12 protein-coding genes are annotated in these 12,524 nt (G+C 69.9%); 4 read left to right on the forward strand and 8 right to left on the reverse strand.

Translation table 11 applies throughout. The features are described from left to right. The first annotated feature begins 20 nt into the window (after window positions 1–20). Window positions 21–641, forward strand: coding sequence for a glutathione S-transferase family protein (locus BHU06_RS11580; protein WP_083293178.1), 621 nt, complete (start codon window positions 21–23; stop codon window positions 639–641). A gap of 7 nt (window positions 642–648) precedes the next feature. On the opposite strand, the gene BHU06_RS23115 is transcribed toward BHU06_RS11580, so the two are convergent. The 7 genes from BHU06_RS23115 to phnD form a co-directional block, all read right to left on the reverse strand. Further along, entirely contained in the window at window positions 649–2,241 is a 1,593-nt protein-coding gene (locus BHU06_RS23115) for a methyl-accepting chemotaxis protein (RefSeq protein WP_070399343.1), read from the reverse strand. 256 nt (window positions 2,242–2,497) lie between these two features. Beyond that, window positions 2,498–3,943, reverse strand: coding sequence for a phosphonoacetaldehyde dehydrogenase (phnY, locus tag BHU06_RS11590; protein WP_070399344.1), 1,446 nt, complete (start codon window positions 3,941–3,943; stop codon window positions 2,498–2,500). Continuing rightward, window positions 3,940–5,037 carry an iron-containing alcohol dehydrogenase PsrA gene (gene psrA / locus BHU06_RS11595; RefSeq protein WP_070399345.1) on the reverse strand — a complete coding sequence of 366 codons (1,098 nt, stop codon included), beginning with the start codon at window positions 5,035–5,037 and terminating at the stop codon, window positions 3,940–3,942. The genes phnY and psrA overlap by 4 nt, the downstream gene beginning before the upstream one ends. A gap of 8 nt (window positions 5,038–5,045) precedes the next feature. Continuing rightward, entirely contained in the window at window positions 5,046–6,287 is a 1,242-nt protein-coding gene (phnA, locus tag BHU06_RS11600; RefSeq protein ID WP_070399346.1) for a phosphonoacetate hydrolase, read from the reverse strand. After that, window positions 6,287–7,102, reverse strand: a complete 816-nt coding sequence (gene phnE, locus BHU06_RS11605; protein ID WP_070399347.1) for a phosphonate ABC transporter, permease protein PhnE — start codon at window positions 7,100–7,102, stop codon at window positions 6,287–6,289. The genes phnA and phnE overlap by 1 nt, the downstream gene beginning before the upstream one ends. Further along, a complete protein-coding gene (phnC, locus tag BHU06_RS11610; RefSeq protein ID WP_070399348.1) occupies window positions 7,102–7,914 on the reverse strand; it encodes a phosphonate ABC transporter ATP-binding protein in 813 nt (270 codons plus the stop codon). Before phnC ends, phnE begins: the two co-directional genes overlap by 1 nt. Continuing rightward, complete coding sequence (gene phnD, locus BHU06_RS11615; RefSeq protein ID WP_070399349.1) at window positions 7,911–8,789, reverse strand: phosphonate ABC transporter substrate-binding protein; 879 nt, start codon at window positions 8,787–8,789, stop codon at window positions 7,911–7,913. The genes phnC and phnD overlap by 4 nt, the downstream gene beginning before the upstream one ends. A gap of 176 nt (window positions 8,790–8,965) precedes the next feature. On the opposite strand from phnD, the gene BHU06_RS11620 reads away from it, so the two are divergent. Continuing rightward, the gene (locus BHU06_RS11620; RefSeq protein WP_070399350.1) at window positions 8,966–9,829 is read left to right on the forward strand and encodes a LysR substrate-binding domain-containing protein; all 864 of its coding nucleotides are present in this window, start codon (window positions 8,966–8,968) and stop codon (window positions 9,827–9,829) included. A 20-nt stretch (window positions 9,830–9,849) separates the two neighbouring features. Here the strand turns inward: BHU06_RS11620 and BHU06_RS11625 are convergent, their stop codons facing one another. Beyond that, a complete protein-coding gene (locus tag BHU06_RS11625; RefSeq protein ID WP_070399351.1) occupies window positions 9,850–10,500 on the reverse strand; it encodes a GntR family transcriptional regulator in 651 nt (216 codons plus the stop codon). A 114-nt stretch (window positions 10,501–10,614) separates the two neighbouring features. Here BHU06_RS11625 and BHU06_RS11630 point away from each other — a divergent pair, with 114 nt between their 5' ends. Then, window positions 10,615–11,166, forward strand: coding sequence for a TRAP transporter small permease (locus BHU06_RS11630; protein WP_070399352.1), 552 nt, complete (start codon window positions 10,615–10,617; stop codon window positions 11,164–11,166). A gap of 58 nt (window positions 11,167–11,224) precedes the next feature. Then, entirely contained in the window at window positions 11,225–12,514 is a 1,290-nt protein-coding gene (locus BHU06_RS11635) for a TRAP transporter large permease (RefSeq protein ID WP_070399353.1), read from the forward strand. Window positions 12,515–12,524: the final 10 nt, after the last annotated feature.

The raw sequence follows: 12,524 nt of genomic DNA on the forward strand, positions 1-12,524 counted from the left end.
GACCCCCGCAAAGGACCCCCATGGCATTGACGATCTATGGCATCGCCGCGTCGCGCGCGATCCGCCCGCTCTGGGCCGCCGAGGAACTGGGCCTGCCCTACCGGCACGTGCCCTGGCACTACAACGGCCCCGAGACCCGCGAGCCGGCCTACCTGGCGATCAACCCCAACGGCACCGTGCCCGCCATCGACGACGGCGGCCTGCTGTTGTTCGAGTCGCTGGCCATCACGCTGCACCTGGCGCAGACGCGCCCGGCGGGCGGCCTGTGGAGCGACACGCCCGAGGGCGTCGCCGGCGTGTACCAGTGGACGCTGTGGGCCGCGACCGAGATCGAACCGCTGGCGCGCCAGTGGTTCCACCACACCAGCTTCCTGCCGCCCGAGCAGCGCATCGAATCGCTGGCCACGGCCGCCCTCGACAAGCTGCAGGCGCGCCTGGCGGTGCTCGAGCGCCACCTGGCCGGGCGCGAGTGGCTGGTGGGCGAGCGCTTCAGCGTCGCCGATCTGAACCTGGCCGCCGTGCTGCAGCGGCTCGACGCCCTGGGCCGCGGTGAGCTGCCCCACACCCGGGCCTGGCACCAACGCTGCCTGGCCCGGCCGGCGGCGCAGCGCGCCTGGGCCCTGCGCCAAGCCAAGGCCTGAGCGGCGCTCAGGCGCGCGCCGGGCCGCTGGCGCCGCCCGCGTCCAGCAAGCGGAAGAAGCCCACCACCTCGGCCAGCCGCGCCGCCTGCGTGCGCAGGCTGTCGGCCGCGGCGGCGCTTTCTTCCACCAGCGCGGCGTTCTGCTGCGTGGCCTGGTCGAGCTGCGCGATGGCGCTGTTGACCTGGCCGATGCCCTCGGTCTGCTCGCCGGTGGCGGCGCCGATCTCCGAGATCAGGTCCGTCACGCGGCGCACCTGGCCGACGATGTCGTCCATCGCCGCGCGCGCGTCGCCGACCAGGCGCGAGCCCGATTCGACCTTGCCCACGCTGGCGCCGATCAGGGCCTTGATCTCTTTCGCCGCCTCGGCGCTGCGCTGGGCCAGGCTGCGCACCTCACCGGCCACCACGGCGAAGCCGCGGCCCTGCTCGCCGGCGCGCGCCGCTTCCACGGCGGCGTTGAGCGCCAGGATGTTGGTCTGGAAGGCGATGCCGTCGATGACGCCGATGATGTCGCCGATCTTCTGGCTGCTGGACTGGATGTCCTGCATGGTGGCCACCACCTGACCCACCACCTCGCCGCCCTTCACGGCGGCCGAACTGGCCGAGGTGGCCAGTTGCGTGGCCTGGCGCGCGGTGTCGGCGCTGTTGCGCACGGTGGCGTTCATCTGCTCCATCGAGGCGGCGGTCTGCTGCAGGTTGCTGGCCTGCTGCTCGGTGCGGGTCGAGAGGTCGGCGTTGCCCGAGGCGATCTGGGCGCTGCCGGTGGCGATGCTGTCGCTGCCCTGGCGCACGTCACCCACGATGCGCACCAGGCTTTCGTTCATGGCCTTGAGCGCGGCCTGCAGTTCGCCCAGCTCGTCGCGGCGCGTCACGGCGATGCTGGAGCGCAGATCGCCCGAGGCCACGGTCTGCGCCACGCTCACCGCTTCCTGGATGGGGCCGACGATGGAGCGCGTCATCAGCAGGGCCAGCATCAGCGCGGCCACCACGGCCACGGCGCTGGCGCCGATCATCAGGTTGCGGTTGCGGGCATAGCTGGCGTTCGAGGCCTGGACCTCATCCGCGGCCTGCTCGGCGGCAAAGTCCAGGTAGGCGTGGCCGGCCTTGACCAGGGCCTCGAGCAGCGGCCGGCAGTCGGTCTCCATGCGCTGCACGGCGCCTTCGCGATCGCCCTTCACGGCGCGGTCCAGGATGTCCAGCGCCACCGGGCCGTACTTCGCTTCCACGGCCACGAGTTCGTCGAACAGGCGGCGCTCCTGCGGGCTGGTGTGCTCGTCGCTGTCCAGTGCCTGGCGCAGCGCCTTGAAACCCTCGACCACCTGGCCGTGGGCGACGGTGGTGGCGTTCTTTTCCTGTTCCCGGGCCCCGGGCGTGCCGACGAGCACGAGGTTGCGCACGCCGATGGCGCGCGCATTGGCCGCGTCCAGCACGTTGTTGGCCAGCATCACGCGGTGCGAGGTCTCGCCCACGTACTGATTGAAGCTGTCGTGCTCGTGCCCGAGCGAGCGCACCGACAGCGTGGCCACCGCGAGCACGATGACCGCGAGCAGCATGAAGCCGGCCATCAGCCGGGCTTTGACGGACAGACGATCGATACCCATGACCCTGGCTCCCTTCCTTGGTGAACGTGTGGCTACCGGTGGGGTATGCGGTCCCGATGGGGGGTCCGCCTTCCGGATATCGACACGCGCCGCGCGGGGATTTCAGGTGACGCGACAGCCGGCCGGCGCCTTGCCACTTTGGTCGTCAGGGGGGTGGGTTCTGGTGCTGAAATGCGGGCCTTTGATCTACAGGTCGACGCCGGCCCGCGCCGGTCGTCACGACCTTAAGTCGTCCAGCGGGCCTTGCCCGCTGCCGTCACCAGGGCATGGAGAAGGTCTTGCAGTTGGTGAAGGACTTGATCGCCTCCTGCACGCCTTCCTTGTAGCCCAGGCCCGAGTCCTTGATGCCGCCGAAGGGTGTGAGCTCGATGCGGTAGCCCGGCACCTCCCACAGGTTCACCGAGCCCACCTTCAGCTCGCGCGCGAAACGCGCGGCGTCGTCGAAGCGGTTGGTGCAGATGCCCGAGGACAGGCCGAAGGCCGTGCCGTTGGACAGTCGGATCGCCTCGTCGATGTCCTTGAAGCCGATGATGGGCGAGACCGGGCCGAAGGTCTCTTCGCGCACCACCGTCATCTCGGGACGCACGCGGTCGAGCACCGTGGGCGAGTAGAGCGCGCCGTCGCGCCGGTTGCCCACCAGCAGGCGGGCGCCCTGCACCACGGCGTCGTCCACCACGCGCTGGAAATGCGCCGCCGCGGCCGCGTCGATCACCGTGCCCATCTCGTTGCGGCGGTCCATCGGGTCGCCGTAGGTCCAGGCGCGGGTCTTGGCCACCACGCGCTCGGTGAAGTCGGCCAGCACCTTCTGGTGCACCAGCATGCGCTTGACGGCGGTGCAGCGCTGGCCCGAGTTCTTGTACGAGCCTTGCACCGCGAGCTCGCTGGCCTTGTCGAGGTCGGCGTCGTCCATCACGATTAGGGGGTCGTTGCCGCCCAGCTCCAGCACCAGGCGCTTGTAGCCCGCCTTGGCGGCGATGTACTTGCCGATGGCCACGCCACCGGTGAAGGTGATCAGGTCCACGTGCGGGTTCGTGATCAGCTCGTCGGCGATCTCGCGCGGGTCGCCGCTCACCACCTGCAGCATCTCCGGTGGCAGGCCGGCCTCGTACAGCAGGTCGGCGAACCAGTAGGCCGACAGCGGCACCTTCTCCGAGGGCTTGAGCACCATGCGGTTGTTGGTGGCCACGCTGGGCACCACCTTGTGCGCCACCTGGTTCATGGGGTGGTTGAAAGGCGTGATGGCCGTGATCACGCCCAGCAGCGGCTCGCGCGTGGTGATCACCTTGCGGCGCTTGCCGTGCGGCGTGAGGTCGCAGGAGAACACCTGGCCGTCGTCGCGCAGGGCCTCGTTGGCGCCGAAGTTCAGCACGTCGGCCACGCGGCCGATCTCGTACACGCTGTCCTTCTTGCTCAGGCCGGACTCGGCGGTGATCAGGTTGGAGCCGGCCTCGGTGCGCTCGCGCAGCAGCGCCGCCGCGCGGTTGAGGATGGCCGAGCGCTCGTAGCGGCTGAGCCGGGGCTGGTAGGCCTGGGCGATGTCCATGGCGCGGCGCACGTCCTCCACGCTGGCCATGGCCACGCTGCCCACGCGCTCGCCGTTGTAGGGGTTGAGCACGTCGAAGCGGCGGCCCGTGTGCACCTGTTCGCCGCCGATGCGCAGCGCTTCTTCCCGGAAGCCGTGGCTTTCCATCACCTCGCTCATGCCATTTCCTTTTCGGCGCTGCCGATGAAATTGCGGCCGCGCGCGCCGGTCAGGGCGTGCGCCACCATTTGTTCGGCCTGTTCGTCGCTCACGCCGTAGTCGGCGAAGCGCGTGCGCACGCCCAGGCGTTCGATGAAGGCGGTGAGGCGCCCGGGCGCCTCGTCCAGGTCGCCCAGGGCCTGGGCCAGCACGGCGTCGCGGTCGGCCCGGCGGCCGATGGCGCGCGCCAGCACCAGGGGCAGCGGGAAGGAGCAGGCGATGCCGTGCGGCAGGCCGTAGCGCAGCGTCATCTCGTAGGAAATGGAGTGCGCCAGCGCGGTGCGCGTGTTCGAGAAGGCCATGCCGGCCTTGAGCGCGGCCAGCGCCATGCGCGCGCGCAGCTCGCGGTCGTCCAGGCGGTGCATCAGTCGCGGCAGGGCGTCCAGGATGTCGTGCACCGCCGCCACGGCGAAGGTGTCCGACACCGGGTTGGCGTTGACGTTCCAGATCGACTCCAGCGCGTGCGACAGCGCGTCCAGCCCGCTCTGCAGCGTCACCGACGCGGGCAGCGAGAGCATCAGCTCGGGGTCGATGATCGCGGCCGTGGGCCAGGTCTCCTTCAGGTGCAGCGAGTGCTTCACCTGGCGGCCACGGTCCCAGATGGTGGCCCAGGGCGTGACTTCGCTGCCGGTGCCGGCGGTGGTGGGCACGGCGATGAGCGCCTTCACGCCGGACGGCGTGAACGGCTGGCCCGAGGCCAGCGCGGCCACCAGGGTGGCGAAGGCGCCGTCGGGCGTGCCCACCATCAGCGCCTTGGCGGTGTCGATGGCGCTGCCGCCGCCGAGCGCGACGATGGCCTCGGCGCCGCGGTCGTCGCGCCAGAAGGCCTCGTAGGGCGCGGCGAGCTCGGCCACGTCGGGGTTGGGGCGCACGTCCTCGATGACGCCCACCAGGCCATCGCCGAGCAGGGCCTCGACCCGGGCCACCAGGCCCAGCGCGCGCGCCTCCGGAAAGGTCACCAGCAGGGCCTTGCGGCCGGCGAGCAGCCCGGGCAGGGCACACAGGGCCCCGGCCCCGTAGACGCTGCGCACGGGGTTGTAGTAGTCATGCGGCATGGGGACCTCTAGCGGTTGACGGCCACGTGGTTGAGCGCGAGGTCGAAGACGTCGAAGTTGCGCAGCCGGCGGGTGGCGGGCACACCCTGCAGCGGGCGGTTGAACAGCAGCGGCACCTTCTGTTCGGAGATGCCGCCGTGCGAGCGCAGCGGCACCGTGAGGCCGGAGAGGTCGTGCTTGTGCTCGCTGGTGCCCAGCACCGTGAGGTGGTCGCTCACGATGACCAGGTCGCCGATGCGCTCAGGCGGCAGCTCGAAGCGGCTGGCGGCCTGCTCGCGGCTGAGCACCACCTCGATGCCCGGCAGGGCCTCGATGGCGGCGCGCGCGCGTGCGATGGCCTCGGCGCCGGGCAGGTGCACGGTGGCGTAGGAGCCCAGCGCGCCGTGGTGCACCACGTAAGGGTCGGTGATGGGGAGGATCACGCGCGCCTGGCCTTCGCCGAGCAGGCCGTCGAGCACCTGCTGCAGGTAGAGCACGCGCGGGCGGCCGGCGGCATCGGTCTTGGCGCTCATGCCGTGGTCGGCGGTGAGGCCGATCACCGCGCCCAGGGCGTCGAGCCTGGCCAGGTAGCCGTCCATCATCCGGTAGAAGGCGTTGGCCTCGGGTGTGCCGGGCGCGCACTTGTGCTGCACGTAGTCGGTGGTCGACAGGTACATCAGGTCCAGCGGCCGCGTCTCCAGCAGGCGCACACCGGCGGCGAAGACGAACTCGCTGAGCTCGGCGCTGTAGACCGAGGGCACGGGCTTGCCCACGAGGTCCAGCACGCCGTCGATGCCGCACTCGGCCACCGTGGCCTTGTCGGCCTTCTCGGCCGAGAAGCAAATGCCTTGCAGGCCGTGGCCCAGCAGCGTGCGCAGCTTGTCCTTGGCGGTGACCGCGGCCACCTTGGCGCCGCTGTCGGCGAAGGCCGCCAGCAGCGTGGGCACGCGCAGCCAGGCCGGGTCGTTCATCATGACCTCGCGGCCACTGTCCACGTCGTAGAAGTAGTTGCCGCAGATGCCGTGCACCGAGGGCGGCACGCCGGTCACGATGGACACGTTGTTGGGGTTGGTGAAGCTGGGCACCACGCAGTCCCCGACCACCGACGCGCCCTTCTCGACCATGCGCTTGAGGTAGGGCGCCACGCCGGCCTGGATGGCCTGGGTCACGTAGTCGGGCTCGCAGCCGTCCACGCAGACCACCACCACCGGCTGCAGCGGCCGGGCATACCGACGGCCATTCACCGTCACCGAATCGACGCGGGCGTCCATCAACGCGCTCCCTTCTGGATCCAGGCGCGCAGCCTGGTGGACACGTAGTCGGCCGCCATCACCATCACGATGATCACCACGATGCAGGTGGCGGTGTCCTGGTATTGAAAGAGCTTCATGCTGCCGACCAGCTCGAAGCCGATGCCGCCCGCGCCCACCATGCCCAGCACCGTGGCCTGGCGCAGGTTGGTCTCGAAGCGGTAGAGAACGACGGCGATCCACGCGGTGATGACCTGCGGGATGACGCCGAAGATGACGGTCTGCACCGGGCCCGCGCCAGTGGCGCGCAGGGCCTCGATGGGGCCCTGGTCGATCTCCTCGATCGACTCGGAGAAGAACTTGCCCAGCATGCCCGCGCCGTGCACGGCCAGGGCCAGCACGCCGGGGAAGGGCCCCAGGCCCACCGCCGCCACGAACACCAGCGCGAGGATGATCTCGTTGATGCCGCGCGTGACGTTGAACACCTGGCGCGTGAAATGGAACACCGCCAGGTTGGGCGTGAGGTTGCGCGCCGCGAAGAAGCACACCGGCACGGCCATGACGACCGCGAGCAGCGTGCCCCACAGGGCGATCTGCACGGTCTCGATGGCGGGCACCCAGAGCTTGTCGAGGAAGGCCCAGTTGGGCGGCACCATGCGCGCCAGGAAGTCGCCGATCCAGGGCAGGCCCTTGCCGAGTTCGCCGAAGCTGACCTGGGCGCCGCGCGCGGCCCACCAGAGCGTCACCAGCGCCAGCGCGCCGAGGCCCAGGCGCGGCCACCAGCCGGCCGAACCGGTGGGGCGTGCGACGAGCAGGGAGTAGGAACCGATGTTCATCACGCCTCCTCCAGGGCCAGATTGGGCCGCGGCGCGGCCTGGGCGGCGCGCGCGGGACTGGCGGCTTTCGCGCTGCCGTCGTCCAGGCCCGGGTAGATGCGGTGCAGCACCTCGTCGGTGAGCTGGTCGGGCCCGCCTTCGAACACGATGCGGCCGGCCGACACGCCCACGATGCGCTCGCCGAACTCGCGCGCGTATTCGATCTGGTGCAGGTTGCACACCACCGAGATGCCCAGCTCGCGGCTGGCCTGCTTGAGGTACTGCAGCACCGTGCGCGAGGTCTTGGGGTCCAGGCTGGCGACCGGCTCGTCGGCCAGGATGATCTTGGGCTGCTGGGCCAGGGCGCGCGCGATGCCCACGCGCTGCTTCTGCCCGCCCGACAGGGTGTCGGTGCGCAGCTCGGCCTTCTCTTCGAGCTCCACGCGGCGCAGGCACTCGCGGGCGATCTCGATGTCGCGGCGCGGGAAAAGCTGCAGCCACGAGGCCACCGAGGGCATGGCGCCGAGCCGGCCGGTGAGCACGTTCTTGAGCACCGACAGGCGCGGCACCACGTTGTAGTGCTGGAAGATCATCGCCACCTGGCGCCGCGCGCGGCGCAGGCTGGCGCGCTCGGCGGTGACCCGCTGGCCGTCGACGTGGATGTCGCCCTGCGTGGGTTCGCACAGGCGGTTGATGCAACGCAGCAGGGTGGATTTGCCGGCGCCCGAGGGGCCGAGCACGACGAGGAACTCGCCGGGGGCCACGTCGAGGTCGATGCCCTTGAGGGCGTCGAAGTCGCCGTAGCGCTTGGTCAGGCCGCGGATCTTGATCACTTCATCTTCCTCAGGTCGAGGTTGAGGGCCTTGGCCGTGTCCCGGATGATGTTGTAGGCCGCGTCGTTGGTGGGGTGAAAGCCGTTGAGCTCGCCCTGGTCGGACCAGGGGATGTTCTTGACCTGCAGGAAGGCGGCCTGCACGCGCTTCTTCAGCTCGGGGTCGAGGTCCTTGCGCCAGACCGTGGGCGACTCGGGGATGGGGTCGGACTTCCACACCGTCACCAGGTCCTCGCGCTTGGCCAGGCCCTTGTTGATGGCGGCGTCGAGGATGCGGTCGGCGATGGCCACCGCGTCGACCTTGCCGTTCTGCACCGCGACCGCGTTCGAATCGTGCGAGCCCGAGAAGATGACGCGGCCGAAGTCCTTGTCGGGGTTGAAGCCGGCCTTGATCAGGCCGGCTTTCGGGAACAGGTGGCCCGAGGTGGAGCTGGGGTCCACGAAGGCGAAGGTCTTGCCCTTGAGGTCGGCCACGGTCTGGATGCCGCTGTCTTTGCGCGCGACGACCAGCGAGTGGTAGAAGGTGCGCCCGGCCTTCTTGGTCTCGGCCACGGCGAAGGCCTCGATGTCGGCCACCGTGGTGCCCAGCACATACGAGAAGGGGCCGAGGTAGGCGACGTCGAGCCGCTTGGAGCGCAGCGCCTCGATGACGCCGTTGTAGTCGGCCGCCACGAAGGGCTTGACCGGCATGCCCAAGGCCTTGGACAGCATGTCCATCATGGCCTGGCTGTTGGCGATCATGGCGCGCGAGTCCTCCGACGGGATCAGCCCGACGGTGAGCACGCCATTGGCGCGGGCGCTCGGCGACAGGCCGAGCAGGGGCGCGCCGAGCAGGGCCGGCGCACTGGCAAGAAGGGAACGGCGGGAAAGCGGCATGGGGTGTCTCCGGTTGCGGTACTTGAAGCTGTCCGTCAGTTTTTGGGCGTCACATGTCCGATCCGTGACGCTGTGTCGCACTGTCGGTGCGAGGACGACATTCATCCAATTCAAGTTTTTACACCGATGTATTGAGAGAATCTATAGTTGAGCAGGGATAACACGGAGGCCCTTCCATGCGACTGACACAGCTGCGCTCCTTCCACGCGGTGGCCACCACGGGCAGCTTCACGCGCGCGGCCGAACGGCTGCACGTGAGCCAGCCCACCGTCACCACGCAGGTGGGCCAGCTGGAAGCGCTCTACAAGGTGGAGCTGTTCCACCGCTCGGGCCGGCGCGTGCGGCCCACCGAGATCGGCGAACGGCTGCTGCAGCTGTCGCGCCAGATGTTCGACCTGGAGGCCGAGGCGGTGCAGCTGCTGCGCGAAACCGGCGAGCTGCGCTCGGGCCATCTGCGCGTGGCCGCGGTGGGGCCCTCGCACGCCACCCGGATGCTGGTGGCCTTCAACCAGCGCTACCCGGGCGTGAAGATCTCGGTCGCCACGGGCAACTCACAGGAGGTGCTGGACCGGCTGGCCGACTACAGCGCCGACGTGGGGGTGCTGGCGCAGGTCTCGCTCGACAAGCGCTTCGTCTCGGTGCCCTACAGCGAGCACCCGGTGGTGATCTTCTGCAACGCGGCCCACCCCTTCGCGCGCCGGCGCAGCATCCGCACCGCCGAGCTGCAGGGCGAGAAACTGATCCTGCGCGAGGAGGGCTCGACCACGCGCAAGGCCATCGAATCCGCGCTGCGCGCCGCGCGCGTGCAGCCCGAAGTGGTGATGGAGGTGGCCAGCCGCGAAATCATTCGCGAGGCCGTGGCCCAGGGCGTGGGCGTGGCCGCGGTGTCCGACGTGGAGTTCGTGCCCGGCCCGGGCCTGCACGCGGTGCGCATCAGCGACGCGCAGGTGCGCACCTACGCGCACGTGGCATGCCTGGCCGAGCGGCGCGACACGCGCATGGTGCGGGCGTTCTTCGAGGTGATCGGGCACGAGGTCTGAGCGCCCGTGGCCGGGGGCGCTCAAGCCCCGCCGCAGGCCGCCCGGTAGCGCGGCTCGTTGTCCAGCACGTGCTCTCGCAGCAGCGCGCCGGCCGCGTCCACGTCGCCGTCGCCCACGGCGTCCACCAGCACCTGGTGGCTGCTGACCGCGTTGTCGATGGGCGAGCGGTGCCGCAGCGCGGTGAGCTGTGAGCGCAGCACCTCGTAGCCGGCGCGCACGTAGGGACTGGGGCAGTGCTCGAAGAGCTGCCAGTGGAACGCCATGTCGATGCGCGCCAGCGCGGGCAGGTCGCGCGCGGCCTCGGCCGCCTTCATCTCCTTCACGCACTGCTTCATGCCCTTGAGCAGCGCGGCGCGGTTGGCCGCCATGGCCTCGCGCAGGGCCTCAGTCTCCACCAGCGCGCGGAAGCGGCAGAGCTGGCCCACCTGTTCGGGCGTGAGCCGAAAGACGAAGGTGCCGCGCTGCGGGTGCACCTGCACCAGGCCCTGCGACTGCAGGCGCACCAACGCCTCGCGCACCGGCGTCTTGCTCACGCCCATCAGGGCCGCCAACTGCGCCTCCGACACCTGCTCGCCCAGCTTCAGGTCGCCGGTGACGATGGCCTCGCGAATGCGCTCGCCCACCACGTCGGTGAGCAGGCGAGGGCGTTCAAGCTCGAGTTGTCGGGTCATGGTGGTTTCGGATCGTGGGTGGGCAGTGTAAGGGCTTTCCCCAAATCCTATATCTGAGATATCAGATACGATTGCGGCAAAACCCTGAGTCGAACCACCGGAGACAGCGCACCCATGGCGTTCAGCGAATCACCGGCCCGCCCCTCGCTCGCGGGCCGCCTGGAGCACGGTTTCGTGCGCCTCAACCAGGCCCTTATCGTGCTGCTCATGGCCTCGATGGCGATCCTCGTGTTCGCCAACGTGGTCATGCGCTACGTGTTCAACCAGTCCATCTTCTGGGTCGAGGAGTTCACCCAGATCCAGATGATCTGGGTCGCCTACCTGGGTGCCGGCCTGGCGCTGCGCGAAGGCCGCCACGTGGCCGTGGACATGCTGCAGGACGTGCTGCCCGCGCGCCTGCGCCACGCCCTCCGCTGGTTCATCGCCCTGGCCATGGCGCTGTTTCTGCTGACCCTGTTGGTGCTGGGCGTGCAGATCGCCGAGTTCACCTGGAACCAGGAAACACCGGCCATGGGCCTGCCCGCCGGCCTGCCCTACCTGGGCATTCCGCTGGGCGCGGCGGCCATGCTGCTGCACCTGCTGCTGTTCTGGCGCCAGTTCATCGCGCGCGACTTCGTGCAGGTGGAAGAGATCGGCGACGACCACGCCGAGGAGGCGCACGCATGAGCCCCGCACGGCCGCCCGAAGGGGCTCGCAACGCAATGCACCGCGCGGAGGTTGCCGAATGAGCGCGGTCCTCTTCATCGTCTTCATGGTCGGCCTGGCCATCGGCGTGCCCATCGCCCTGGCCATGGGCGGCGCGGGCCTGCTGGCCCTGGCCATCGACGGCAACCTCTCGCTGCTGTCGGTGCCGCAGCGCTTCTTCGACGGCATCAACAGCTTCCCGCTGATGGCCGTGCCCTTCTTCATCCTGGCGGCCGACCTGATGACGGCCAGCGGCATCACCACCGCGCTGCTGCGCTTCGCCGGCGCCATGGTGGGCCACGTGCGCGGCGGCATGGGGCATGTGAACGTGGTCACCTCGGTGATGTTCGCGGGCATCAGCGGATCGGCCCTGGCCGACGCGGCCGGCCCGGGCGCGATCGAGACCCGCATGATGGCCAAGAGCGGCTACGACAAGGCCTACTCCGCGGCACTGTCGGCGGCCACCTCGGTCATCGGCCCCATCATTCCGCCGTCCATCGTGATGGTGATTTACGCGCTGACCGATAGCCGCGTCACCGTGGCCGGCCTGTTCCTGGCCGGCGTGGTGCCGGGCCTGCTGATGGGCCTGGCGCTGATGGCCATGAACCACTACCTCTCGGTCAAGCGGGGCTATGGCACGGTGGGCACGGCGCCCGGCTGGGGCGTTCGCCTGCGCGCGCTGTGGAGGGCCACGCCGGTGCTGCTGATGCCGGCCATCATCATCGCGGGCATCCTCACCGGCCTGTTCACACCCACCGAGGCCTCGGCCGTGGCGGTGTTCTACGCGCTCTTCATCGGCCTGTTCGTCACGCGCACGCTCAACGCGCGCCTGATCTGCCGCGTGCTGCTGCAAAGCGGCCTGGTCACCTCGGCGGCGCTCATCATCGTGTCCATGGCCTCGCTGTTCGCCTGGCTGCTCACGCTGCTGCAGATCCCGCAGGCCATCGGCGCGGCCATCGGCGGCATGACCACTGACCCGGTGGCCATCATGCTGATCGTGATGGTCTTCGTGCTGATCTGCGGCCTGTTCATCGACACCCTGCCGGCCGTGATCATCCTGGTGCCCGTACTGGCGCCGCTGTCGGACCAGTTCGGCATCCACCCGCTGCACTTCGCCATGGCCATCGTGCTCAACCTCACCATCGGCCTGGCCACGCCACCCGTGGGCGGGGTGCTGTTCGTCATGAGCTCGGTCGCGCGCCTGCGGCTCGAAGAGCTCACGCGCGCCATCCTGCCGCTGCTCGCCGCCCTGCTGGTGGTGCTGCTGGCGGTGGTGCTCATCCCCTCGCTCAGCACCTTCGTGCCCGGCCTGTTCGGCTACGCGCGCTGAGCCCCTGCTC

The sequence above is a fragment of the Hydrogenophaga sp. PML113 genome (assembly GCF_001777155.1).
Classification (GTDB): Bacteria; Pseudomonadota; Gammaproteobacteria; order Burkholderiales; family Burkholderiaceae_C; genus Hydrogenophaga; species Hydrogenophaga borbori.